We start from the raw sequence: 25150 nt of genomic DNA, 5'->3' as shown, positions 1-25150 counted from the left end.
ATGGTGGTTTCAACGCTGCGCGAACGGAGTGGGCTCGGCAGCGACGGCCTCGCGGCTGTGCTCGGCCAACTCGAGGCGCGGTTTGGCCAACGCTTCTCGCGCGGCCTCGAGATCCGGCGCCAGCATGCGAACACGACCACCTGGCTGCCAAACGAGCCTGCCGACGCCGTGGTCTATGCGGCATCGACCGATGAGGTCGCCGAGATTGTCTCGCTCTGCGCGCGCTATGGCGTACCGGTCATCCCCTTTGGCACCGGGACCTCGCTCGAAGGTCACGTGAATGCGCCGTTTGGCGGCATTTCGCTCGATCTTTCGCAGATGAACCGGATCGTGGCCGTCCACCCTGAAGATCTCGATTGCACCGTCGAGGCGGGCGTCACGCGCAAGCAGCTCAACGAATATATCCGCGACCAGGGCCTGTTCTTTCCGATCGATCCCGGCGCTGATGCCAGCCTCGGTGGCATGGCGGCGACGCGGGCCTCCGGCACCAATGCCGTGCGCTACGGCACGATGCGCGACAATGTCATCAACCTGACCGCCGTAATGGCCGATGGCACGATCCTGAAGACCGCGAGCCGCGCCAAGAAGAGCTCCGCGGGGTATGACCTGACGCGTCTGCTGATCGGCTCGGAGGGCACGCTCGGCGTAATCACCGAGGTGACGCTGCGCCTGCAGGGCATTCCGGAGGCGATTGCCGCCGGCATCTGCGCCTTCCCGACGGTCGAGGACGCCTGCAACGCCACGATTCTGACCATTCAAAGCGGCATTCCGGTCGCCCGGATCGAATTGATGGACGCGCTGATGATCCGCGCCACCAACCAGTTCGCCAATCTCGACATGCCCGAGACGCCGCATCTCTTCCTCGAATTCCATGGCTCCACAGCGTCTGTCGCCGAACAGTCCGAGGCCTTTGGTGCAATCGCACGGGATTTCGGCGGCGGCGATTTTACCTGGGCGACACGTCCGGAAGATCGCTCCCGACTCTGGCAGGCGCGGCACGATTCCTATTTTGCGGCCAAGGGGCTGCGCGTCGGCGGCGCCTCGATCGCAACGGATGTTTGCGTGCCAATTTCGCGGCTTGCAGAATGTGTTGCCGAAACCGTTGCCGATATTGCCGAGAGCGGCCTGATCGCGCCGATCGTCGGCCATGTCGGCGATGGCAATTTCCACGTTCAGCCTCTGGTCGATCTCAATGACGCGGAGGAGATCGAGCGGGTGGAGCATTTCATCGGCCGCCTCACGGAGCGCGCGATCGCGATGGAAGGCACCTGCACCGGCGAGCACGGTGTCGGACAGGGCAAGCGCAAATATCTGGAAAAGGAGCATGGCGCCGGAGTCGGCATCATGCGCACCATCAAGGCTGCGCTCGATCCGCTCGGTATCATGAACCCCGGCAAGATCCTTCCCGACCTGTGATGGATCTGGCACCGACCGCGCTAGTCTGGAGGCTGTCCTGAACAGGCTTTACCTGATCTTTGGCGGGACGATCATCGCGATCCTCGTCGCGGCGCTGGTCGTACCGTGGTTCATCGATTGGGACGCCTATCGTTCGACCTTCGAGCGCGAGGCCGAGAAGATATTGGGGCAGCCGGTCCGCGTGCTCGGCTCGGCCGATGCATCGCTGATCCCGATGCCGTCACTGACCTTCACCGATGTCCGCGTCGGCGGCACGCCCGATGCGCCGATGATGCGGGTTGACCGGTTTGCCGTCCGGATCGAACTCATTCCGCTGATCACGGGTACGGTCAAGGTCGTCGACATGGCGATCGAGCGGCCGCATCTGACCGTGACGATCAATGGCGACGGCACGCCGGATTGGCTCAAGCGCTCGGAAGCCTCCAAGGCGCTCAATCCGGACGCCGTCACGCTCGATCGCGTCGATATCTCCGACGGCTCGCTCGATTACGTCGATACGCGATCGGGTCGCACCGCATCCTTCACCAACATCAACGCCTCCGTCGATGCGCGCTCCCTGCTTGGTCCCTGGAAGATCGAGGGTGGTCTCGACGCAGCCGGCACGCCGACGACCTTCCGCATCGCGACGGGCCGGCGCGGTGATGACGGCATGCTCCGCGTCAAGCTCGACCTGAACCCGGCCTCCATGCCAGTGGCGCTGTCGGCGGATGGTCCGCTCGGCATCGATGCCCGTGGACCGGTCTGGTCGGGCACGTTCTCGCTTGCCCATATCGCCGGCGTGGACGGTGAGCCGTCGGACGCGGCTGCGAAACCGGGGCCCGGCTGGCGCGCGTCCGGCGCATTCGAGCTGCGGCCCGAGCAATTGAACCTGCCGAATTTCGACCTGTCGCAGGGGCCCGAAGACAGGCCCTATGGGCTTGCGGGCCGCTCGACCGTCGATCTCGGGCCGTCGATGCGTTTCGATGCGACCGTCAAGTCGCGGCAGATCGATGTCGACCGTTCGTCCGGCAAGGGACCGGCGGGGCCTGTCGATGTCGGGTCGGCGGTGATCGGCTTTGCCAACGGATTGTCGGGTCTGCCGATGCCGCCCATTCCCGGGCGGATTGCCTTCGATATTCCCGGCATCATCATTGGCGGGTCGGTGGCCCAGAACCTGCGCTTTGATGCCTCGACATCCGGCGATGGCTGGAAGATCGAGGAATTGGGCGTCGACCTGCCCGGTCGGACGCGGCTGACAGCCGACGGCACGGTGCGGACCAGCCCCACCGCCAGTTTCTCCGGCGGGGTCCGTCTCGCATCACAGCAGCCCTCCATCTTCGCGTCCTGGTGGCGTGGTGGCTCCGGCGGACAAGCGTCGCTGCTGCAGCCCTTCGACATGTCGGGGCAGCTCGATCTCGCGCCCGGCTCGATCCGCATCGGCGGCATTGCCGCGAAACTGTCGAACGCCAATATTCGTGGTGGGCTCGATTGGAAGCAGGTGAGCGACGGCCGGCGCGATCTCGCGCTCGATCTCAAGGCGGATACGCTCGACTATAATCAGGTCGCGGCGCTGGCCGAATTGTTCTCGGGCCGAAAGGTCACCGAGGGCGGCGGCATCGCCGACGGCATCTCCGTCAAGATCGCAACTGGCGCCCTGATGATCGGGGATCAGACGCTGAAGGATGTTGCGGCCGATGGCAGCTACGCCAATGGCGCGCTGGTTGCCAAGAAGCTCTCGATCGGCAATCTCGCCGGCGCCTCGATCAATGCTTCGGGACGGGTCGCCGATCTAACTGGCGCGCCAAACGGGCAATTGTCGGCTTCAATCACGGCGGAGGACCTGTCTGGACTCGCGCCAATCGTCGGCCAGTTCCTGCCGAACAGTCCGATTGCGACCTGGTTCACGGCCGCCGCCCCCGTTCTCGGCCCGGCCAAGCTCTCGACCGTGATCGATGCCCGTGCCCTCAATGGAACGACGACGGCCAATCTCACGCTGAACGGAACGGCGGGAGGCACGGCCATAGATTTGGCGCTCGGCTATGCCGGCACCATGGATCATTGGCGCACCGGGGCCCTGAAGCTCTCCGCCGCGGTCGAGAACGACGATGCCGGCCAGATCCTGCGGCAGTTGGGCCATGATGTCGTATCGATCGGAACACCCGGCAGGTTTCGTCTGACCGCAGAGGGGGCCGGTTCTCTCGGCGATGGCGTCCAGACGGTGATGAAGGGCGATTTTGCCGGGATCTCCTACGCTTTCGATGGCGCGATCGGCGCCGATGCCGACGCTGAGCCACGCTTCAAGGGAACGGCGGAACTCACCAGCGACGATATCGATCCGGCCCTCTCGCTGCTGCTGACGACGCTACCGGGCCTCGGCGAACGCCGCCCGCTGACGGTCAATGCCGCGCTCGAGATCGGCGGCCCGGCTGGCACGGCAACCTTCCGCGATGCGCGGATCGGCAGCGTGCATGCGAGCGGCACGCTCGGCCTTCGTCAGGAAACGGGCCGCTGGAAGCTTGATGGCGAGTTGTCCGTCGATGAAGCCGATCTCGACGTGGCGCTCGGTCTAGCCCTTGGACTGTCGCCGGAGGCCCTGCAGCCGGATGACGGACCGTGGTCGAAATCGACGTTTGGTCCGGCGGTGATCGATCGTTTCGAGGCGTCGTTCCGCCTGAGCGCTGATCGTCTGGAGCTCGGCGACGCGCTCTCGATTTCGAATGCAGGCCTGATGGCCCATTTTGCCGATGGCCGAACCGAGATCGGCCTCACCAAGGGCGATTTTGCCGGCGGCGTGGCCAGCGGGCAACTTTCGATCGTCAATCCGGAGGGGGAGGCCTCGCTCTCGGGGCAATTCTCCGTCAAGGGCGCGGCGCTGGGCGACATCGTCTGGCAGCGCGAGGGGCGCTCGATCGCCGATGGCACGCTCGATCTGTCCGGACAATTCGATGGCACGGGACGCTCGCTCGCAAGCGTGGTGTCCTCACTCTCCGGCGGCGGATCGCTGCGCATCGGTGCGGGCACCGCGCGCTTCGTCAACCCCGAGGCGTTCGGTTCGGTGATCCGGGCGTCGAATGCGGGCCGGGAGATCAGCGAAGCCGATCTGCGCAAGCTCTTTGCCGGCTATCTCGATGCGGGCACGCTCGCCTTCGAGCGTGTCGAAGGCGCGTTCTCGATCGCTGCCGGCACCCTTCGGGCGCAGAATCTTGATGTCGTCGCCAAGAGCGCTACGACGGTCGGCGGTGCCACCGTCGATCTCAATCAGGGCACGATTGACAGCCAGTGGACGCTTACCGTCGATCCGGGCGAGGACAAGGTTTCCGGTGCGGTGCCGCAGGTCAACCTGACATTCTCCGGTCCGCTGTCGGCTCCCGTGCGCAAGATCGACGTTGCGCCCTTGGCCGGCTTCCTCTCGGTGCGGGCATTCGAGCGGGAGGTCGAGCGGATCGAGAAACTGCAGGCCGACATATTGGAGAAGGAAAAGCTCGGCCGCCTCGTTCGCCTCTATCGTGAGGAGGACCAACGCCGGGCCGAGGCGGCGCAGCGGGCGGAAGCGGAGCGGCAGGCGGCCGAAGAGGCGCGCCGCAAGGCTGAGGCCGTGGCCAAGGCCCAGGCGATCGAAGCGGCCAAGCAGAAGGCCGCTGCCGATGCTGCCGCGGCCAAGGCGGCGGCGGATGCGGCTAAGGCCGCAGAGGCGGCGAAGAAGGCGGCCGATGCAAAAGCTGCTGCAGAAGCCAAGGCAGCGGCGGACGCAAAGGCAGCGGCAGATGCCAAGGCCGCCGCCGATGCCAAGGCGGCCGATGCGAAACGAAAGGCTGCCGAGTCGGCTAACAAGCCCGCGGCGCCGGCGCAGCCTTTGGGCGGGCTGCCGCCCGAACTGTTCAACCCGTAAGATCAGGCCCGGGGCCGTCCGGCAGAACCGGAGCTGGCCGTGTTTCCCTCGCCTGATACCAGGCGAGGACGTGTAGACGTATGGCGGATGAGAGGTTCGTCTCGGGCGTCCGCGCCCCGTCTATCTCGGCGGCGAGGGCTGCGACGCTGATCGATCGGGCCGTCGCGATCTCCCGCAAGGCCTGCCAGAACGGTTCCTCGATCGATATCGATGTCGCGTGGCCGGCGATCGAGAGCGAGCGCTTCTTCATTCCGTGTCGCGGCGATGGCCATCGAGTTGGCGGGCAGCCATCTCCGCTTCGGCTTTCGCCTTGTTCTTCTCGGCCTTGGTCCGCCCGAACCGCGCGCGATTTTCCTCGGCCCTGACCGCCTGATCCTGGCGGGCCTTGGCCTTGCGAACGCGGTTCAGGTTGATGAGGTCAGCCGACACTTCAAGAACCTCGCAGACTGCAGGTTGAGCACGACTTTGATGCAGTTTCGATCGTGATCGATCTTGCCTGCCGTTCAGTCGTTTCGGATCGGAAAGCTTGAGCCCGCCGGTCCGATCGAAGCACTATCCAGCCGCCCCGCACATCCATGCGGAGGATGCATCGCGGGCAGAGCCGGGCAAGCCCGGTCGCCTCACTTCGGTCCGATCATGTCCTCGGGACGGACGATCGCGTCGAATTCCTCATCGGTGACATAGCCGCCGCCGACGGCCTCCTCGCGAAGCGTCGTCCCGTTCTTGTGAGCGGTCTTGGCGATCTTGGCGGCGTTGTCGTAGCCGATCTTCGGCGCGAGCGCGGTGACGAGCATCAGCGAGCGGTCGACGCCATGCTTGATGTTGTCGAGGCGCGGCTCGATGCCGACGACGCAATTGTCGGTGAAGGATACGGCCGCATCGGCAATCAGCGTCACCGACTGCAGGAAGTTGTAGGCCATGACGGGATTGTAGACGTTCAGTTCGAAATGGCCCTGGCTGTCGGCGAAGGTCAGCGCGGCATTGTTGCCGAAGACCTGCACGCAGACCTGCGTCAGTGCCTCGCACTGGGTCGGATTGACCTTGCCCGGCATGATCGACGAGCCGGGCTCGTTCTCCGGCAGGGCAAGCTCGCCCAGGCCGGCGCGGGGGCCGGAACCGAGCAGGCGAATGTCGTTGGCGATCTTGAACAGCGAAGCCGCGACGGTGTTGATGGCGCCATGGCTGAAGACCATCGCATCATGGGCTGCCAACGCCTCGAACTTGTTCGGAGCGGAGGTGAAGGGAAGGCCGGTAATGGCGGCGATCCTGGCGGCGACGCCTTCAGCAAAGCCGATCGGCGCGTTGAGACCCGTGCCGACGGCGGTGCCGCCCTGCGCCAGTTCCATGAGCGCCGGAAGCGTCAGCTGGATGCGGGCGATGCCGTTCGTCACCTGCTGGGTATAGCCGGAGAACTCCTGGCCGAGCGTCAGCGGCGTCGCATCCTGCGTATGGGTGCGGCCGATCTTGACGATGCCGGCCCAGGCCTTGGCCTTGGCGTCCAGCGCGTCGCGAAGCTTCGTCAGAGCCGGGATCAGCTTCTGCACGATCTCCTCGGCGGCAGCGATGTGCATCGCCGTCGGGTAGGTGTCGTTCGACGACTGGCTCATATTGACGTGATCGTTCGGATGGACAGGCTTCTTCGAGCCCATCACACCGCCCAGCATTTCGATCGCGCGGTTCGAGATGACCTCGTTGGCGTTCATGTTCGACTGCGTGCCCGAGCCGGTCTGCCAGACGGCGAGCGGGAAATGATCGTCGAGCTTGCCGTCGATCACTTCCTGCGCGGCGGCGATGACCGTCTTGCCGATGGCCGGGTCGAGCCGGCCGAGTTCCATGTTGGTTTCAGCCGCAGCACGTTTGATGATGCCGAGCGCACGAACAATCGCGACGGGCTGCTTCTCCCAGCCGATCTTGAAATTGCCGAGCGAGCGCTGGGCCTGCGCGCCCCAATAGCGGTCGGAAGCAACCTCAATGGGGCCGAAAGTGTCGGTTTCAATGCGGGTGGTCATGGCGCGCTCAATCCCGGATATGTCGCGGTGCAGCAGGAAACTCGAAGGATGCGGCTGTCTAGCATGGGGGTCCGAGGCGGCCAAGGCTGCAATCGCAGGACGGCGGATTTGCAGCGTTGCGGATTGCCCGGCAAGACGGGAGAGGCTACCAAGCGCTTGATGCGCCCGTCGCGCAGGTCAGGGTCAATCGCGTCGAGACATGCGTATCAGCGGCTTCACCTTCATCCGGAACGGTTCGCTCCTCAACTATCCGTTCATCGAGAGCATAAGATCGGCCCTGCCGGTCTGTGACGAATTCGTGGTGGCGGTCGGCGCCGGCGAAGATGACACGCGCGAGCGCATTGTGGCGATCGGCGACCCGAAGATCCGCATCGTGGATACGGTCTGGAACCCGGTGCTGCACAAGAAGGGCTTCGTGCTCGCGCAGCAGAAGATGATCGCGCAATATAACTGCACGGGCGACTGGGCATTCTATATCGAGGGCGACGAGGTCCTGCACGAGGACGATGCCGACGCGCTCAAGCGATCCATGGAGCGGCATTTCGACGATCCGCGCGTCGAGGCGCTCTGGTTCGACTATGTGCACTTCTATGGCGACGTGAACTGGCAGGCGATCGGGCACAGCTTCTATCGACGCGAGGTGCGCGTCATTCGCAACACGTTGCGGACGACGACGACCGATTCGCTCTATTTTCTCGTGCTCGACAAGAAGAAGCGCGGCCGGTATCCGCGCGCGGCTTCAGCCGAGGCCCGGCTGTTCCACTATGGCAATGCGCGCTCACCTATCCCGATGTGGGAGAAGCGGCGGCAGATGAACCGGCTCTATGAGGGCAGGGGCATCGACCCCACGCCCGAGAACGTCAATCGTCAGCACACCTACTCGATGGATGGGCGGCTGGTGAAACGGTTCGAGGGCAGTCATCCGGCCGTCATGGCGGAATGGATCGCCACACAGGAGGGCGATCCCTATGTGCCGAACCAGGGCGGCTACGTGAACAACCGCGACCGGCGCAACATCATCGGCCTCAAGATCCAGCCATTCCTGCCGTTCGATATCGGCAAGAAGCACTTCAAGTCCGTGCGATAACGCTCACGGCCTGAATCGGGGCTGTTTGACTGCCGGTCAGTTCTTCTTGCGGAAGGCGTCGAGCCGGACGATCTCGGCCTGGGCCGGCTTAGGCTCTTCGTCGCCAGCCGGCTCGCTCTCCGCTTCGGCGGAGGCAAAGGCCGACGGACGGTCGAGCACGAGCGGTGAGGTCTCGACCTCCTCCATCTCGTGGCTGCCTTCTTCGGCGTCTTCGTCGGCACGCGCCATGTCGAACTGCAGTCCGAACTGCACCGACGGATCGAGGAAGGCCTTCAGCGCCGTAAACGGAATGAGCAGCCGCTCGGGGACGCCGTTGAAGGACAATCCGACCTCGAAGGCATGCTCGGTGACCGACAGGTCCCAGAACTGATGCTGCAGGATGATCGTCATGTCGTCGGGATATTGGGCCAGCATGCGGCTGGAAATCCTGACGCCGGGCGCCCGCGTCTCGAAGGTGATGTAGAAATGATGATCACCGGGAAGGCCGGTCTTGGCCACTTCGGCAAGCACCTTGCGAACGACGCCTCGAAGCGCGTCCTGAGCCAGAATATCGTAACGGATCAGGTCTTCGGCCATTCGTTCTTCCGTCTCGCATAAGGCTCCGGCCCAAGGGCCGGGAAAAGAAGTGGAGGCTTCTGTTGCCAGGTGCCTCCGGACCCCGCCTTACAGTGCTACCCGCAAGGACTTTGATTTCGGTACCAGCACCGCATTACGCGGCGATAGCAACCGGAGCATAGTTGTCATTCGCAACTATAGGTTTGGTCCGATATCGGCGGTACCATGCCGAGCAAAAGAACACCCTTTACGCCCTCGTCGATCCTATTTCGCCCCCGCCGAAAACCATCGCCGTCGATGGTCCATCGTTGCCGATGGTCTTTGGTGGAGGCGCCGGGTACCGCCCCCGGGTCCGATAGGTTTATTTCGGTGACCGTTTATCGCCATAGCCGGCTTGCACCGGCACTGGAGATATAGGGGATCGAAAGGGCGGTGAAAAGGGCGCGAACCGCCGCGCTATGAAAGAGCGATGGTCGCGTCGCGTCCAGCAGGAACGGGAGAGGGCCCTGGCACCGGCCGGGTGGCGTCGTGAGCGCGGATGAACGTGCGCACACCGTTCATCGCTGCGGCCTCGATCTGCTCCGTCGAGGGCTGCTCGCCGAGCAGCGTCATCATCTGGATATCGGCGAAAATCAGCGCCATGAACTGGCGCGCGGCGAGATCCGGATCTTCGACGGAAAGCAGATGCTCATGGGCGAGGCGCGCAAAATGGCCGCCGATCAGTGACCAGGCCTTGCCCGGCCCGTGGTCGCGCCAGGCCGCAAAAAGCTTGGGATAACGTCCGCCTTCGGCTTCGATCATGCGCCTCAGGGCCCGTCCGTCCCGGTCGCACAGGCAATTGCGGATGAGGCGCGTGGCAAAGGCGGTGAGCTCGGGCTCGAGGTCAGCCGATTGCGGGCGGTCGGGGAACGTCGCGATGACCGAGAAGAGCACCGCATTGACCCGCTCGGTCATGTCGCGGACGACGGCGACGAACAGGTTTTCCTTGTCGCCGTAATGGTTGTAGATCGTCTGCCTGGACACGCCTGCTGCGGTCGCGATCATGTCGAGGCTCGAAGCCGAAAAACCGTTGCGCGAAAAGAGCGTTTCGGCCGCTTCGGTGATCGAACTGCGCTTCGCGCACTGGCCGCGCGTTCCGCCACAACCAGGCTCGAACTCGTTTTGCTGTCTCATGACCGCAGAATAGGGGGGCTTGACGGATTAGACAACTATGTCCAAAAAACTGGACTTATGCTGCGCTGCCGTCCTCCGCATGTCCGGAGGTGACGGTCCGTTCCCCACATTTCACGCGTTGCGGTCCGCGCCGGCCGTCGACCGGTTCTCGCCGGAAGGATTTCCATCATGGCATCGTCCATCCTCCGCTTCGGCGTCGTGCTCGGCCTGCTCAGCGCGATAGGGCCGTTCGCGATCGACATGTATCTCCCGGCGCTTCCCACGATCGGCGAGGATCTCGGCGCCAGCACCGCGGCGGTGCAATTGAGCCTGATGGCGTTCTTCGGCTCGGTGGCGATCGCGCAGCTGATCTATGGTCCCATTTCCGACATGCTCGGCCGCAAGGCCCCGCTCTATTTCGGCCTTACGCTTTTCGTGGTCGCCAGCATCGGCTGCAGCTTTGCCTCGACGATCGAGATGCTGATCCTGTTCCGCTTCATTCAGGGCGTGGGCGCGTGCGCCGCCATGGTGATCCCGCGCGCCATCGTGCGCGACCTGCATACGGGCACCGAAGCGGCCAAGCTGATGTCGCTCCTGATGCTCGTCTTCAGCATCTCGCCGATCCTGGCGCCGCTCGCCGGAAGCGGCATCATTCATATCGCGGGCTGGCGCGGTGTGTTCTGGGCGGTCACGATTGCCGGCGCTCTCGGATTGGTCCTGCTTGGCCTCGCGCTGCCGGAGACGCGTCCGCCTGAAAGCCGCGTCGAGAGCAGCGTGTCGAGCGCGCTTGCCGGTTACCGCCAGCTCCTGACGGATCGGCATTTCCTCGGGTTGACCTTTATTGGCGCATTTGGCGTGTCGAGCTTCTTCACCTACCTCGCCAATTCGTCCTTCGTGCTGATCGAGCACTACGGGCTGACGCCGACCCAGTACTCCTTCGCCTTCTCGATCAATGCCGTGTCGTTCATCGGCGTATCGCAGTTCAACGGAAAGCTGGGCGGCTTGTTCGGTCTGGCGCGGGTGATGAAGTTCGCGGTGACCTGCTTCGTCTCCATCATGGTGCTGCTGCTGGCGGTGGTGCTCGCCGGGTTCGACGATCTGCTGCTGATAGGGGTGCTGCTCTTCTTCGGTTTCGGCTTCCTCGGTCTCGTCATTCCGACCTCGGCTGTGCTGGCGCTCGACGAACATGGCGCAATCGCCGGCACGGCCTCGGCGCTCATGGGAACGCTGCAGTTCCTCACCGGCGGCGTGATCATGGCGGTCACCGGCCTGTTCAGTGATGGCACAGCGCTTCCGATGATCTGTGGCATAGCGGGCTCCGCGATCGCCACGTTCATCCTCGCGCAAGCCACCCTGCGTGGCCGACGGCTGACCGAGGCGACCGTCCAGTAGAACATTCGTGATCGTGATCGACTGCGCTTGACGCCCTCGCTCGCCTCGGCAGCTTCAGCGGCCGACAACGCCGCTTGCCATCACGAAAGCGTCGAGAAGGCTCTAAGGATCCAGAAGGTCTGGAAGAAGAGCGACGCGATGGCGACGGCGAGGTGGTAGCGCCGGTTCGTTATGAAGATCGCGCTGATGGCGGCCGAAGCAAATATGAAGTTACGGCCGGGATAGATGAACCCGAACGACAGGATATGTTCGTATCCCTTGATTGCGGTATCGATGACGTCGACGATAAAAATCGTTGCCAGGAGGCCGAAAAACCATTTGCGCCGAGACATGAAGTATTCGCTGTACCCAGAATATTCATCCATCTTGTCCGGAAAAAGCAGGGTACAGAGCAGGAAATAGAGGCTGGAATAGAATACAACGAAAAGATATAGCTCAAACGTCCATTTTGGAACGGTGTAGAGGTAGAACTCGAACCACCAGAAATGCAGGACGGAAATCAGTGTGAACACGACCCATATGAGATGGGTGTAGTAAATCTTCTTGCTCGATGGATGCTGGACGAAGCCTGCTAGCCCGTTGAGAAGACGCGAGACGCTGAGGCCGAGAATGATGCCGATGATGACGCGGATGTGCATATAGACGTCGGGAATCGGCGCCGCATTGTTCATCTGTATCGACCCTGACTCTGTCCGAACGCATGGCCTTGATCGGCCACAGGCTGTTTCGGGAGCGCGGGTAGCGCGATTTCGCTCTATAATCCAGCCAAAGACGAATCGAACGACGAAGAATCATGCGCCCTTATCTCGACCTGATGCAGCGTATCCTCAACGAGGGGGCCCAGAAGACGGACCGGACCGGGACGGGGACGCTGTCGGTGTTCGGACACCAGATGCGCTTCGATCTTTCGGCCGGTTTTCCGCTGCTGACGACGAAGAAGGTGCATCTGAAGTCGATCATCTACGAATTGCTCTGGTTCATCCGCGGCGACACCAACATCAAATATCTGAAGGACCACGGCGTCTCGATCTGGGATGAATGGGCCGACGAGCATGGCGATCTCGGGCCGGTCTATGGGTCGCAGTGGCGGTCTTGGCCCGCGCCGGACGGACGCTCGATCGACCAGCTCGGCAATGTGATCGAGATGATCAAGACGACGCCGGATTCGCGCCGGTTGATCGTCTCGGCCTGGAATCCGGCCGAGATCGAGGACATGGCGCTTCCGCCCTGTCACATGATGTTCCAGTTCTATGTCGCCGACGGTAAGCTCTCCTGCCAGCTCTACCAGCGTTCTGCCGATGTCTTCCTCGGCGTTCCATTCAACATCGCGTCCTACGCGCTCCTGACCATGATGGTGGCTCAGGTGACCGGGCTGAAGCCGGGCGATTTCGTCCATTCTTTCGGCGATACGCACCTCTATCTGAACCATCTGGAGCAGACCCGACTGCAGCTCTCGCGTGAGCCGAAGGCGCTGCCGGTCATGAAGCTCAATCCGGCCGTTCGGCGGCTGGAAGATTTCACCTATGAGGATTTCACGCTCGAGGGGTATCATCCCGAGCCGTTGATCCGCGCTCCCGTGGCCGTTTGATCCAATCGTCGTCGTGACGGGTCGCCCCGGCGTTCCGCGATACTGCTTCGGCGGGAGATTCCGATGCGCCTGGTTTCGGTAACCCTGATCCTGATCGCCGTCCTTGCGGGCGCGATGGCACAGCCGGCTTTGGCGAACGATTCCACTGCGGAGCTCGGCGCTGGCGGGCTCGTCTATGTTACCACCGACGATGTCGCGATGACCTCCGAAGACCTGTTCATCTCCATGGACGAGGTTCGCGTTCGCTATCAGTTCGAAAACAAGTCCGACAAGGACGTGACGACGCTCGTCGCGTTCCCGATGCCCGACATCAAGGGCGATATCGATTTCATGGACAGTATCCCGGTCGATGACCCCGCCAATTTCCTCGGCTTCAAGACAACGGTCGACGGGGCGCCTGTGACGGCCAAGTTGCAGCAGCGGGTCTCCGCGCTTGGGGTCGACCAGACGGCCCTGATCCAGAGCCTCGGCGTGCCGCTCGCGCCGCAACTCGAGGCGACACGTGCGGCGCTCGACAAGCTGCCGCGCGAGCAATGGGACAGGCTGATCAATCTCGGCCTCGCCGCCGTCGATACGTTCGATGCGGGCAAGGGCTGGGAGAGCCATCTGGCACCGATGTGGGTGCTTTCGACAGCTTACTACTGGGAGCAGACCTTTCCGGCCAAGCGCACCATCACCGTCGAGCATAGCTACAAGCCAAGCGTTGGCTCTACTGCGGGTGTCTCCTTCAGCACGCCCGAAAGCCGCAAGGAGCCATGGTTTCAGGACTATGTTCGCAAATATTGCATCGAAAAGTCCTTCCTGGCTGCGGCGGACAAGGCGGCGGCGGGCCGCGCCGAGAACGACTTCCTCATGGAGCATCGGATCGAATATATCCTGCGTACCGGCGCAAACTGGGCTGGTCCGATTTCGAAATTCCATCTCGTCGTCGACAAGGGCTCGCCGAAAAACCTGGTGAGCTTCTGCGGCGATGGCGTGAAGAAGACTGGTCCGACGACCTTCGAGATGACGAAGGAAGACTTCTACCCTGAGGGCGATTTCGACGTCCTCATTCTGGCCGGCGCCGGACTGGAGAAATGATGACAGGCCTTACGATTCGACCGGCCGAGAGGCGGGATGCTGCGCTTGTGCTCCAGTTCGTGCGAGAACTGGCCGACTATGAGAAGCTCCTGCACGAGGTCGAGGCCGACGAGGTCGCGATCGATCGGGCACTCTTCGGTGAACAGCCGCGCGTCTTCTGCGAGATCGCCAGCTGGAACGGCGAGCCGGCCGGCTTCGCGCTCTGGTTTTACACCTTCTCGACGTTCCGCGGCTTGCATGGCATCTATCTGGAAGACCTGTTTGTCCGCCCGGAATTTCGTGGCCATGGCATCGGCAAGGCGCTGCTGAAGGGGCTCGCAGCGCGCTGCGTGGCCGAGGGGCTTGGGCGATTCGAATGGGCCGTGCTCGACTGGAATACACCCTCGATCGACTTCTATCGCTCGCAGGGCGCGCGCATCCTGACGGAATGGCAGCGATGCCGTGTGGAAGGGGACGCACTTCTCGCGCTCGGGCGTGAGAAGCCTCTGGCGCCTTGAGCCGGGAACGGCCATATGCTTCGTCTGAGCGACAGACCCCTGATCGGAGCCTTGCCGTGAAAGCCGCCGAAGCCTTCATCGAACGTATCATTCTTGGAAGTCGCTGGATCCTCGTCGTATTCAGCTTCGGCCTCGCCGCCGCCCTCGTCGTCTATGCCATTTCCTTCGTCTTCAAGTTCATCAAGGTGGTGAAGGGCGTCTTCGTGCTTGATGAAGCCGATATGATCCTCTCCATGCTGAGCCTGGTCGATGCGGCCCTCGTTGCGAGCCTGCTCGTGATGGTCATGATCTCGAGCTATGAAAATTACGTCAGTCGGCTCGACAATGCCGACGTGCAACTGTCCTGGCTGGGCAAGCTCGATGCCGGCAGCCTGAAGATCAAGGTCGCGTCGTCGATCGTCGCGATCTCCTCGATCCATTTGCTGCAGATCTTCCTGAACGCTGATCAGTACGACAACTGGAAGATCATGTGGTTCACCATCATGCACATGACCTTTGTCGTGTCCGCCCTTCTTCTCGGCTTGCTCGATCGGATCACCTCGAAGGGCGACGCACATGGCAAGCCATGAGGCCAGGGACGGAGAGACATCCGATTTTGGGGCGTCCGGAGAGGTTGCCGGCGGGCCGGAACCGCTTCGCATCTCGCTGATCGCCGCAGTCGCCGAAAATGGCGTCATCGGCCGCGACGGCGACATGCCGTGGAAGCTCTCGACGGATCTGCGCCGTTTCAAGGCGATCACATCGGGCAAGCCCGTGATCATGGGGCGCAAGACCTATGCCTCGATCGGGCGTCCTTTGCCGAACCGCGTCAATATCGTGATGACGCGCGACGCGGCGTTCGATCAGGAGGGGATCGTCGTGGTCCCCACGCTGGATGCGGCGCTCAGCGCGGCGATCGCCGCCGGTGCGGCTTCCGATGTCGTCGAGGCGATGGTGATCGGCGGCGGCGAGATCTATCGCGCGTTCATGCCCCGGGCCGACCGGCTCTACATCACGCATGTTTTAACGGCGCCGGACGGCGACGCGCATTTTCCGCCCATCGACCCGTCGACATGGCGCGTCGTTTCGGCCGAAGATGTGCCCGCCGGTCCGTCCGATACGGCGGCAAGCCGGTTTACCATCTATGAACGGGTCTCGTGACTGTTTGAGGTCCTGCGTTGACAGGTGAGGTCCCGAACACCACTTGTCGCAAGCTCATGCCGTGGCGACGCGGCCGGTGACGGGTTAGTTTGTTTCGTCCGGTGCAGCCAATTTGGCCTCGCCGTAACGTTACGCCATTTGAGGAGTGCAAATGCCCTGGAGCAACCAGACGGGCGGCGGATGGAAGGGGAGCAACAATGGCGGGCCCTGGGGTCAGGGGCCGCGCAGCAATGGCCCCAATCCGCCGGATCTCGAGGAACTCCTTCGCCGCAGCCAGGACAAGCTGAAGCAGGTTCTGCCGGGAGGCGGTGGTTCGGGCGGGTTCAATCCCGTGCTCCTGCTGGGGGTGCTGGCGCTCGTCGTCGCCTTTGTCGGCTATAATTTCTTCACGTTCCGCGTCGAACCGGATGAGCAAGGCGTCGTGCTGCGCTTCGGCCAGTACAGCCGCGATGCCAAGCCAGGTCTTAACCTGCGCTGGCCATATCCGATCGAAACCGTCTACACGCCGCAGGTAACGCGCGTGAACCGGGTGACGATCGGGACGAGCCAGGATGATCGTGCGGGCAGCAGCACGGCCGGCCGCGACCTGCCGCAGGAGAGCCTGATGCTCACCGGCGACGAGAACATCGTCGATATCGATTTCACGGTGTTCTGGGTCATCAACAATGCGGGCGACTTCCTGTTCAACATCCAGAATCCCGAAGGCACGGTGAAGGCCATCGCCGAAAGCGCGATGCGCGAAGTCATCGGCCGTTCCGACATCGAGCGCGTTCTGACCGAGGAGCGCCTCAGCATCCAGACCTCCGTGCAGGAACTGATGCAGAAGAAGCTCGACCAGTATGGCGCGGGCATCCAGATCACGCAGGTTCAGCTTCTGAACGCCGGTCCGCCGGCCGAAGTCATCGACGCATTCCGCGACGTTCAGGCGGCAGAGCAGGACCAGGACCGCATTCGCAACGAGGCCGAAACCTACGCCAACCGGGTTCTGCCCGGCGCGCGCGGCCAGGCGTCGCAGATTGTCGAGGCGGCCAACGCCTATCGCGATCAGAGCATCGCGCAAGCCACCGGACAGGCGGATCGTTTCGTGAAAGTCTACGAATCCTATAAGGCGGCACCCGACATAACGCGCCAGCGCATGTATCTCGAGACGCTGTCTCAGGTCCTCGGCGGCGCCGACAAGGTTGTCGTCGACGAGAAGACCGGCGGTGTGTTGCCCTATCTTCCGTTGCCTGCGCTCAAGGGTGCTCCGGTTGCGAGCCAGCCGGCTCAGGGAGCGGCACAATGAGGGGCGGCGGTATTTTCGGCGGCCTCGGCGTCGTCATCCTGATCGTTCTAGCGGTCATCGCCTATTCCGGTCTCTTCGTGGTCAACCAGACCGACCAGGCGCTGGTGCTGCGTTTCGGCAATCCGGTCCGGGTCGTAACGGAACCCGGCCTCTATGCCAAGATTCCGCTGATCGACAATGTCGTGATGATCGACAAGCGGCTTCTCGACGTGGATTCCCCGCCGCTCGAAGTCATAGCGCGTGATCGCAAGCGCCTGATCGTCGATGCGTTTGGTCGCTACAAGATCACCGATCCGCTGCTCTTCTACCAGGCGGCCGGCTCGATCGAGGTCGCTGAATCGCGGCTTGCCGTGATCCTGAACTCGGCCATTCGTGGTGCCGTCGGCCAGATGGACTTCACCAATATCGTGCGCGATGGCCGTGCCGGTCTGATGGAGAGCATCACACGGCAGGTGAATACCGAAGGCCGACGCCTCGGCGTCGACGTGGTGGATGTCCGCATTCGCCGCGCGGATCTGCCGGCGGAAAACAGCCAGGCCGTGTTCCAGCGCATGCAGACGGAACGTCAGCGCGAGGCGACCGACATCCGTTCGCGCGGCGAGCAGGAGGCCAAGACCATCCGTGCGCAGGCTGATCGCCAGGCGACGGTGATCGTGGCTGAAGCCAACCAGCAGGCGGAAGAGCTTCGCGGCGATGGCGATGCCGCCGTCAACAAGATCTTCGCCGCCGCCTATGGCCAGGATCCCGAGTTCTTCTCCTTCTTCCGGTCGATGCAGGCTTACATCGACAGCATGAAGGGGGAGACGACGCGGATCGTGCTCTCTCCGACTTCGCCCTTCTTCCGCTATTTCGCGGATCCGTTGGGTGGAGCGGCGATCGCACCGTCCTCGCCCGCGCCGTCCGTGCCGGCGCCGGCGCAGCCGGCTCCTGCAACGCCGTGACGGATTTCGCCGCGGCGATCGGCCTCGTGCTTGTGATCGAGGGCGCCTTCTATGCCGCGGCGCCCTCCCTCGGCAAATTCATGATGCGGCAAGGTCTTGCCGCATCGGACAACCAGTTGCGCATCTGTGGCCTGGCCGCATTGGCAGTTGGGGTGGGTATCGTCTGGCTCGCGCGGAGTTGACCGCTATCGTCGCGTGTACTTCGCTGCCCTAGATGACGAATGATCGAGGCTGGCGGCATTCATGCCGTCCGGCGAGCGGGATGAGGAGAGCGTAATGGCGGCGGCAGCGACACGGTCCATCGAGGCAAAGGCGAGAGCATCGACCCGTCGCTTCGGCTTGGCCGCGGCGATATTGGGCGCGTTGTTTGTCGCCGTGCCGGCTGGCACTCCGGCCTTTGCGCAGCAGGGGCCTGCCTCTGTCGCCGATCTGGCGGCGGGGCTGCTCGATTCCGTCGTCAACATCTCGACCTCGCAGACCGTCGCCGGAACACGCGGCGTTCCGGCTCCATCTGCGCCGGAGGGTTCACCGTTCCAGGAGTTCTTCGACGAATTCTTCAACAAACAGAAGGGGCCAGACGGACAGGCCGAAGCGCCGCCGCGCAAGGTTCAGTCGCTCGGCTCCGGCTTCGTGATCGATTCATCGGGCATCATCATCACCAATAATCACGTGATCGAGGATGCCGACGAGATCGTCGCCAATTTCTCCGACGGTTCGAAGCTGACCGCGACATTGCTTGGCAAGGACGAGAAGACCGATCTTGCCGTGCTGCAGGTGAAACCCAATCCGGCCAAGCCGCTCAAGGCGCTGAGATTCGGCGATTCCGACAAGATGCGCGTCGGCGATTGGGTGATGGCGATCGGCAACCCGTTCGGCCTCGGTGGAACGGTGACGCTGGGCATCGTCTCTGCCCGCAATCGCGATATCAATTCCGGTCCGTATGACAATTTCATCCAGACCGATGCCGCCATCAATCGCGGCAATTCGGGCGGACCGCTGTTCAACATGTATGGCGAGGTCATCGGCATCAACACGGCGATCATCTCGCCATCCGGTGGATCGATCGGTATCGGCTTCGCGATTCCGTCCGACGCGGCGATGCATGTCGTCGATCAGTTGCGGCAGTATGGCGAGACGCGGCGTGGCTGGCTTGGCGTGCGCATCCAGCAGGTGACGGATGAGATCGCCGAAAGCCTCAACATGGGTCCCGCGCGGGGCGCGCTCGTCGCCGGCATCACGGACAAGGGTCCGGCCGCCGAGGCGAAGATCGAACCGGGCGACGTCGTGATCTCCTTCGACGGCAAGCCGATCACCGAAATGCGCGACCTGCCGCGACTCGTGGCCGATGCGCCGATCGACAAGGTGGTCGATGTCGTTGTGATCCGGAAGGGCGCCGAATTGACCCTGAAGGTGAAGGTTGGGCGCCTGACCGAGGCGGCCGAGGCATCGGCCGATACGAAGCTCGACGACCAGCCGGCCGAGCCGCCAAAACCCATCGTGACCGAGGCTCTCGGTCTGACGCTCGCCGAGCTCACTCCGGATCTGCGTACCAAATACAACGTCGCCAAGGATGTGAACGGCGTGGTGATTACGGCCGTTGCGCCCGGCAGCGGCGCTGCCGAAAAGGGTGTCGCGGTGGGTGAAGTCGTGGTCGAGGTCTCGCAGGAGAGCGTCGCCAAGCCCGAGGACATCACGGCACGGATCGATACGCTGAAGAAGGACGGTCGCAAATCGGCGCTGTTCCTGATCGCCAATACGGCCGGCGAGCTGCGCTTCGTTCCGCTCAAACTCGACGAATAGCGTCGGCCCAATCGCCATGTGCGGCGTCGCGCCTCGTCTTGGCGACGCCGGAATCGATTATCCTTCTGCCGTGTTTGTCGGAGGCGTGGCGTGAGCGGAACCTATGACGTCATTGTGGTTGGAATGGGCGGCATGGGGTCGGCGGCATGCTGGCAGCTTGCGCGCCGCGGCCTCCGCGTGCTCGGGCTCGAGCGCTTCGATCTCGGTCATGCCATGGGCTCGTCGCACGGCCTGAACCGGATCATCCGCCTCGCTTATTTCGAGCATCCCTCCTATGTGCCGCTGCTCCGCCGGGCTTATGAGCTCTGGCGCGAGGCGGAAACGCTGACGCGCGAACAGCTTCTGTTCATCACAGGCTCCATCGATGGTGGTCCCGAGGGCAGTCATGTCGTCGAGGGATCACTCGCTTCCTGTCGCGAGCACAACCTGCCGCATGAGGTTCTGACGGCGGCGGAAACGGCTGGCCGCTTCCCGGGCTATCGCCTGCCCGAGGATTATCTCGCCGTGTTCCAGCCCGATGGCGGCTTCGTCGCCTCCGAGCGGGCCATCCTTGCCCATACGGGGCTGGCGATCGGCGCGGGCGCGACGATCCATGCCCGCGAAATGGTGCGCGAGATTTCGCCGCGTAGCGGACGTGTCGTCGTGACGACCGACCGCGCGAGCTACGAGGCGGGCAGGGTGATCGTTTCGGCGGGCGGCTGGATCTCGGATCTCATCCCTGCACTCAAGGGCAAGGCTGTAGCCGAGCGGCAGGTGCTCGGCTGGTTCCAGCCCAAGGTGCCGGCCCTTTTCACGCCTGAGCGCTTCCCCGTTTCGAACGTGCTGACCGATTTCGGTCACTACTACCAGTTTCCAACATGGGGCATTCCGGGCTTCAAGATCGGGCTCTATCACCATCTGCACGAGAGCGGTCACGCCGAGAGTCTCTCGCGTGAGCCGACGCCCCGCGACGAGGAAATCCTGCGCGCCGGCATGAGCCGGTTGTTCCCCGATGCGAACGGGTCGACGCTCCGGCTTTCAGCGTGCCTCTTCACCAATACCCCCGACGAGCATTTCGTGATCGACACGCTGCCGGGATCACCAGATATCATCGTCGCTTCGCCGTGCTCGGGTCACGGCTTCAAGTTCGCATCCGTCGTGGGAGAAATCCTCGCCGATTTTGCGACCGATAAGCGGAGCCCGTTCGATCTTTCGCTCTTCAGCTTCGACCGGCTCGCGGCCTGAAATCGGCGCGCTTCAGTCGATAGAGCACATGCGGCTTCAGCCTGTGGCCTTCGGCGAGACTGGGATGCTCGAAATCGTCCGCCGGATCATAGCTCATGCCGAGCCGTTCCATCACGCGTCGTGAAGGCAAGTTGCCGCTGAAGGTGAAGGCGACGATCTCGTCCAGGTTCAGCTCTTCAAAGCCCCAGTGCAGCCAGGCTGCGGCCGCCTCGCTGGCGTAGCCCTTGCCCCAGAACGCCTTGGCAAGGCGCCAGCCGATCTCTACGCCCGGAGACGAGGGGAATTCCGGCTTCACCGGCGCCATGCCGACGACGCCGACCAGATCACCGCTGACCTTCTCCTCGACAGCCTGGAAGCCAAGGCCCTGATCCGTCAGCGTTGCGACGCGCTCGATATAGGCCGCCGTCTCCTCGCGGGTGAACTGCGCGGGGAAGAACTGCATCACCTCGGGATCGGCATTGAGCGCAGCGAAGGGCTCAAGATCGCGTCGTTCCCAGGGGCGCAGGATCAGTCGTTCGGTCTCGGTTCTCATGCGGCAAACTCCGTGCGGCGATAGCCTTGTGCGAATAGGATTGCTGTCAGGTCGGTATGGTCGATGCGGGCGTCGGCCTCGGCGGCGACCTTGGGCTTGGCATGATAGGCGATGCCCAGGCCCGCCGCGCGGACCATGGCGAGATCATTGGCGCCGTCGCCGATCGCCAGGGTCTCATGACGCGACAGGCCGAAGCGGCGGGAAAGGTCCATCAAAGCCGAAAGCTTGGCTTCCTGGCCGAGGATCGGCTCGGTCACGGTGCCGTCGAGAACGCCGCCCTCGTGATTCAGTTGGTTGGCGCGGTTCTCGTCAAATCCGATCATCGCGGCAACCGGGCCGGTGAAGAGCGTGAAGCCGCCCGAGACCAGGGCCGTATAGGCGCCGGCGGCCTTCATCGTGCGGACCAGCTCCGGGCCACCCGGCGTCAGCTTGATCCGCTCGGCGAGCACGGTGTCGATCACGCCGAGCGGCAGGCCCTTCAGCAGGCCGACGCGCTCGCGTAGCGCCGGCTCGAACGCGATCTCGCCACGCATGGCGCGTTCGGTGATCGCGGCGACATAGGGCTTGAGGCCGGCCATGTCGGCGAGCTCGTCAATGCACTCCTGCCCGATCATGGTCGAATCCATGTCGGCGACCAGCAGCCGCTTCCGCCGGCTCGCGATCGGCTGCACGACGACGTCGACGGGGCGGCCGTCGATCATCTCGAAAAGGTCGTCGCGGACCGCCGCAAGATCGCTGGACGCGGCAGCGGGCAGGGCGATATCGCAGGCCTCGCCCGGCGCGAGCCAGTCGGGCCGCCCGGCCGTCGGCAGATCGGCCGCCTCGTCGACGACTTCCGACAGCGATGCCGCATGCTCGGGCCGTGCTATGAAGGTGGCGACATATTCGAACGGAGCGGCATCGGGCGGCATGGGAGACCTGAACTTCACGGGGGAACGGCGTGCCGTCCTGATAGCCGGGCCGACCGCGAGCGGCAAGTCGGCCCTCGCGCTGCAGATGGCGGAGCGGCATGGCGGCGTGATCATCAACGCCGATTCCATGCAGGTCTATGCCGAGCTGCGCATCCTTTCGGCACGCCCTGATGCCGCCGAGGAGACGCGCGCGCCGCATCGTCTCTATGGCCATGTGCCCGCTTCCCGGCGCTATTCCGTCGCCGCCTGGCGGAGAGATGCAGAGGCCGCCCTCAAGGCCGCATGGGGCGCGGGGCAATTGCCGATCATCGTCGGTGGCACGGGGCTCTATTTCAAGGCGCTGACCGAGGGCATTGCCGATGTGCCGTCCGTGCCGCAGGAGATACGCGCGCGCGTCGAGCTCTGGGCGGAGCGCGAGGGCGTGCCAACGCTGCATGCCGCGCTCGCCGAACGCGATGCCGAGGGGGCGGCGCTGCTGAAGCCGAGCGACCGAACCCGTGTCGTCCGTGCGCTCGAAGTCCTGGAGGCGACCGGATCGCCGCTGCGACATTTTCAGGCGCGCCTGACCGAGCCGCCGCTGATCGAGCCTGATCAAGCGCATCGCCTCGTGCTCGATCCCGAGCGCGCGCTGCTCTATGCGCGGATCGGCGAGCGCTTCGACCGGATGGTCGAGGCCGGAGCGCTCGACGAGGTGAGGGCGCTTTCAGCCCTCGGCCTCGATCCGGCGCTGCCGGCGATGAAGGCGATCGGCGTGCGCGAATTCTCGGCGTTCCTGGCCGGCGAGATCACGCTTCCCGAAGCCATCGAGCGCGCCAAGATGGAGACGCGGCGCTACGCCAAGCGGCAGGTCACCTGGTTCCGTCACCAGATGGCCGACTGGACGCGGATCGTACCCGGCGACGATCCCGGGCTGCTCCTTCCCGGCTGAACGGATGCGTCATTTCAGACCTGCCGTCGCGGCAGTGCGATTCTGGCCAGAAACGGCCGCATTGCAGCACTATCGGCCCCTACGCGCCGCACGAAAAGCGTGCTATCGGCGAGGCGAATAGCGGCGCGAAGGATTGGCGCCGTCCCTGCGAACGAGACTGGACATGGTTCATCCCAACCGCCGCGATACCCTGCTCACAATGCTCTCCGCCATTGCCGCCGGTGCCCTTTCGGGCATGGGGCCGGCAGCCGCGGCGGAGGCCGATCCCGGCCTCGTCTTCGGCCCTGCCGCGCCGTTCTCCTTCGACGATCTGAAGGCGCTCGCCGAGGCGAATGCGAAGAAACCCTGGGTCAGCGGCCGTTCGCCCTATGGCGCGATCCTCGACAAGATCGACTACGACAATTTCCAGAGCATCGCCTTCCGCAAGGCCGATGCGCTCTGGGCCGACAATAAGGGCGGCAATCCGATCCAGCTCTTCCATCTCGGCAAGTATTTCCAGGAGCCCTGCCAGATCTATGCCGTCGAGAATGGCAAGGCGCGCGAGATCCTCTACCGGCAGACCTATTTCGACATGCCGCCCGGCCATCCGGCGCACCAACTGCCCGACGATATCGGCTTCTCCGGCTTCCGCGTCGAGGCGCCGTCGCAGAAGACCGACTGGCTTGCCTTTCTCGGCGCGTCCTATTTCCGCTCCTCCGGCCCGCTCGACCAATACGGACCCTCCGCGCGCGGTCTCGCCATCGATACGGCCATGCCGACCGCCGAGGAATTCCCGCGCTTCTCAGCTTTCTGGCTGGAGCGCGTGCTGGGCCAGGAAGGCCGCGTCATCGTCTATGCCCTTCTCGACAGCCCGAGCGTGACGGGCGCGTACAGGATCGATTGCGTCAAGACCAAAGAGGTCGTGATGGATATCGACAGCGTGCTCTATCCGAGGAAGCCGATCGGGCGCCTCGGCATCGCGCCGCTCACCTCAATGTACTGGTATTCGGAGACCGTGCGCCGCACCGCGATCGACTGGCGGCCGGAAATCCACGATTCCGACGGCCTCGCGATCTGGTCCGGCAATGGCGAGCGCATCTGGCGCCCGCTCAACGATCCCCCGCGCGTCATGACCAATTCCTTCCTCGATGCCGATATTCGCGGCTTCGGCCTGCTGCAGCGCGATCGCGATTTCGACCATTACCAGGATGACGGCGTGTTCTACGACCGCCGGCCGAGCATCTGGGTCGAGCCCAAGGGCAAATGGGGCAAGGGCCAGGTCCAGCTCGTGGAACTGCCGACCAACACCGAGATCGACGACAATATCGTCGTCTACTGGGTGCCGGAGAAGCAGGCGCAGCCGGGCGACACGATCGAGCTCTCCTATCGGCTGTTCTGGGTCGAGGACGAGCCTTATCCGTCGGATCTCGGCCGCGTGGTGTCGAGCTATGTCGGTGTCGGCGGCATTCCCGGCCAGCCCCGCCCGCCGGGCGCCGTCCGCTTCGTCGTCGATTTCCGCGGGCCCAAGGTCGACGCGCTGGTGCGCGGCGACGCGAAGCCCGAGGTCAGCCTGTCGCGCGGCGCGGTCAGCCTCGCCGATGCCTATCCGGTGGTCGGCCGGCCGGGCCTCTACCGCGCCTTCTTCGACACGATCGTTACCGGCTCCGACCCGCTCGATATGCGCCTCTTCGTGCGCGACAAGACCGGCGCGGCCGTGACCGAAACCTGGCTCTACCAGTATTTCCCCAATTGGGGGAACAGCTGAC

24 protein-coding genes and 1 other RNA gene are annotated in these 25150 nt (G+C 63.8%); 16 read left to right on the top strand and 9 right to left on the bottom strand.

The genetic code is table 11. The annotated features are described in order from the left end of the window. Complete coding sequence (locus QO014_RS20570; protein WP_266350629.1) at positions 1 to 1416, top strand: FAD-binding oxidoreductase; 1416 nt, start codon at positions 1 to 3, stop codon at positions 1414 to 1416. Between the two features lie 25 nt (positions 1417 to 1441). Next, complete coding sequence (locus tag QO014_RS20565; protein WP_307258996.1) at positions 1442 to 5284, top strand: AsmA family protein; 3843 nt, start codon at positions 1442 to 1444, stop codon at positions 5282 to 5284. Here the strand turns inward: QO014_RS20565 and QO014_RS20560 are convergent. The 3 genes from QO014_RS20560 to fumC form a co-directional block, all read right to left on the bottom strand. Beyond that, on the bottom strand, positions 5274 to 5534 hold the full coding sequence (locus QO014_RS20560; protein ID WP_266350628.1) for a ribbon-helix-helix domain-containing protein: 261 nt from the start codon (positions 5532 to 5534) through the stop codon (positions 5274 to 5276). The two genes, QO014_RS20565 and QO014_RS20560, sit on opposite strands and share 11 nt — an antisense overlap. Then, positions 5531 to 5713, bottom strand: coding sequence for a DUF4169 family protein (locus QO014_RS20555; protein ID WP_266350627.1), 183 nt, complete (start codon positions 5711 to 5713; stop codon positions 5531 to 5533). The genes QO014_RS20560 and QO014_RS20555 overlap by 4 nt, the downstream gene beginning before the upstream one ends. 191 nt (positions 5714 to 5904) lie before the next feature. Next, positions 5905 to 7293: a class II fumarate hydratase gene (gene fumC, locus QO014_RS20550; RefSeq protein WP_266350626.1), complete on the bottom strand. Its 1389-nt coding sequence runs from the start codon at positions 7291 to 7293 to the stop codon at positions 5905 to 5907. 199 nt (positions 7294 to 7492) lie between these two features. Here fumC and QO014_RS20545 point away from each other — a divergent pair, with 199 nt between their 5' ends. Next, positions 7493 to 8380: a glycosyltransferase family protein gene (locus QO014_RS20545; protein WP_266350625.1), complete on the top strand. Its 888-nt coding sequence runs from the start codon at positions 7493 to 7495 to the stop codon at positions 8378 to 8380. A gap of 36 nt (positions 8381 to 8416) precedes the next feature. Here the strand turns inward: QO014_RS20545 and QO014_RS20540 are convergent, their stop codons facing one another. From QO014_RS20540 to QO014_RS20530, 3 genes are all read right to left on the bottom strand, one after another. Then, positions 8417 to 8956 carry an SspB family protein gene (locus QO014_RS20540; RefSeq protein WP_266350624.1) on the bottom strand — a complete coding sequence of 180 codons (540 nt, stop codon included), beginning with the start codon at positions 8954 to 8956 and terminating at the stop codon, positions 8417 to 8419. Between the two features lie 48 nt (positions 8957 to 9004). After that, positions 9005 to 9378: a transfer-messenger RNA gene (ssrA, locus tag QO014_RS20535) on the bottom strand. 13 nt (positions 9379 to 9391) lie between these two features. After that, positions 9392 to 10108 carry a TetR/AcrR family transcriptional regulator gene (locus tag QO014_RS20530; RefSeq protein ID WP_266350623.1) on the bottom strand — a complete coding sequence of 239 codons (717 nt, stop codon included), beginning with the start codon at positions 10106 to 10108 and terminating at the stop codon, positions 9392 to 9394. A gap of 168 nt (positions 10109 to 10276) precedes the next feature. Between QO014_RS20530 and QO014_RS20525 the strand changes: the two genes are divergently transcribed. Next, positions 10277 to 11479, top strand: a complete 1203-nt coding sequence (locus QO014_RS20525; RefSeq protein WP_266350622.1) for a multidrug effflux MFS transporter — start codon at positions 10277 to 10279, stop codon at positions 11477 to 11479. 80 nt (positions 11480 to 11559) lie between these two features. Here the strand turns inward: QO014_RS20525 and QO014_RS20520 are convergent, their stop codons facing one another. Then, positions 11560 to 12150, bottom strand: coding sequence for a hypothetical protein (locus tag QO014_RS20520; RefSeq protein ID WP_266350621.1), 591 nt, complete (start codon positions 12148 to 12150; stop codon positions 11560 to 11562). 122 nt (positions 12151 to 12272) lie between these two features. Here QO014_RS20520 and QO014_RS20515 point away from each other — a divergent pair, with 122 nt between their 5' ends. The 10 genes from QO014_RS20515 to solA all read left to right on the top strand — a co-directional run bounded on the left by QO014_RS20515 (position 12273) and on the right by solA (position 21034). Further along, positions 12273 to 13067 carry a thymidylate synthase gene (locus QO014_RS20515; RefSeq protein WP_266350620.1) on the top strand — a complete coding sequence of 265 codons (795 nt, stop codon included), beginning with the start codon at positions 12273 to 12275 and terminating at the stop codon, positions 13065 to 13067. Between the two features lie 63 nt (positions 13068 to 13130). After that, entirely contained in the window at positions 13131 to 14147 is a 1017-nt protein-coding gene (locus QO014_RS20510; protein WP_266350619.1) for a DUF4424 domain-containing protein, read from the top strand. Then, positions 14144 to 14644 carry a GNAT family N-acetyltransferase gene (locus QO014_RS20505; RefSeq protein ID WP_370877183.1) on the top strand — a complete coding sequence of 167 codons (501 nt, stop codon included), beginning with the start codon at positions 14144 to 14146 and terminating at the stop codon, positions 14642 to 14644. Before QO014_RS20510 ends, QO014_RS20505 begins: the two co-directional genes overlap by 4 nt. A gap of 56 nt (positions 14645 to 14700) precedes the next feature. Then, positions 14701 to 15213: a TIGR00645 family protein gene (locus QO014_RS20500; RefSeq protein ID WP_266350618.1), complete on the top strand. Its 513-nt coding sequence runs from the start codon at positions 14701 to 14703 to the stop codon at positions 15211 to 15213. A gap of 124 nt (positions 15214 to 15337) precedes the next feature. Then, a complete protein-coding gene (locus QO014_RS20495; RefSeq protein WP_370877190.1) occupies positions 15338 to 15784 on the top strand; it encodes a dihydrofolate reductase in 447 nt (148 codons plus the stop codon). A 151-nt stretch (positions 15785 to 15935) separates the two neighbouring features. Continuing rightward, positions 15936 to 17069 carry an FtsH protease activity modulator HflK gene (hflK, locus tag QO014_RS20490; protein ID WP_266350616.1) on the top strand — a complete coding sequence of 378 codons (1134 nt, stop codon included), beginning with the start codon at positions 15936 to 15938 and terminating at the stop codon, positions 17067 to 17069. Beyond that, positions 17066 to 18010: a protease modulator HflC gene (hflC, locus tag QO014_RS20485; protein ID WP_266350615.1), complete on the top strand. Its 945-nt coding sequence runs from the start codon at positions 17066 to 17068 to the stop codon at positions 18008 to 18010. Before hflK ends, hflC begins: the two co-directional genes overlap by 4 nt. Then, positions 18007 to 18192, top strand: coding sequence for a DUF2065 domain-containing protein (locus QO014_RS20480; RefSeq protein WP_266350614.1), 186 nt, complete (start codon positions 18007 to 18009; stop codon positions 18190 to 18192). The genes hflC and QO014_RS20480 overlap by 4 nt, the downstream gene beginning before the upstream one ends. A 94-nt stretch (positions 18193 to 18286) precedes the next feature. Next, complete coding sequence (locus tag QO014_RS20475; RefSeq protein WP_266350613.1) at positions 18287 to 19810, top strand: Do family serine endopeptidase; 1524 nt, start codon at positions 18287 to 18289, stop codon at positions 19808 to 19810. 90 nt (positions 19811 to 19900) lie between these two features. Continuing rightward, the gene (gene solA, locus QO014_RS20470; protein WP_266350612.1) at positions 19901 to 21034 is read left to right on the top strand and encodes an N-methyl-L-tryptophan oxidase; all 1134 of its coding nucleotides are present in this window, start codon (positions 19901 to 19903) and stop codon (positions 21032 to 21034) included. Here the strand turns inward: solA and QO014_RS20465 are convergent. Both QO014_RS20465 and serB read right to left on the bottom strand, forming a co-directional pair. Beyond that, positions 21009 to 21566, bottom strand: a complete 558-nt coding sequence (locus QO014_RS20465) for a GNAT family N-acetyltransferase (RefSeq protein ID WP_266350611.1) — start codon at positions 21564 to 21566, stop codon at positions 21009 to 21011. The two genes, solA and QO014_RS20465, sit on opposite strands and share 26 nt — an antisense overlap. Continuing rightward, positions 21563 to 22477, bottom strand: a complete 915-nt coding sequence (gene serB, locus QO014_RS20460) for a phosphoserine phosphatase SerB (protein ID WP_266350610.1) — start codon at positions 22475 to 22477, stop codon at positions 21563 to 21565. Before serB ends, QO014_RS20465 begins: the two co-directional genes overlap by 4 nt. Here serB and miaA point away from each other — a divergent pair. Together miaA and QO014_RS20450 are read left to right on the top strand one after the other, a co-directional pair. Continuing rightward, positions 22476 to 23405, top strand: coding sequence for a tRNA (adenosine(37)-N6)-dimethylallyltransferase MiaA (miaA, locus tag QO014_RS20455; RefSeq protein WP_266350609.1), 930 nt, complete (start codon positions 22476 to 22478; stop codon positions 23403 to 23405). The two genes, serB and miaA, sit on opposite strands and share 2 nt — an antisense overlap. Before the next feature lie 163 nt (positions 23406 to 23568). Next, positions 23569 to 25149: an OpgD/OpgG family glucan biosynthesis protein gene (locus QO014_RS20450; RefSeq protein ID WP_266350607.1), complete on the top strand. Its 1581-nt coding sequence runs from the start codon at positions 23569 to 23571 to the stop codon at positions 25147 to 25149. Position 25150 lies beyond the last annotated feature (1 nt).

The sequence above is a fragment of the Kaistia dalseonensis genome (assembly GCF_030814715.1).
GTDB lineage: Bacteria > Pseudomonadota > Alphaproteobacteria > Rhizobiales > Kaistiaceae > Kaistia > Kaistia dalseonensis.
This window is presented reverse-complemented; position numbering and strand designations above follow the sequence as displayed.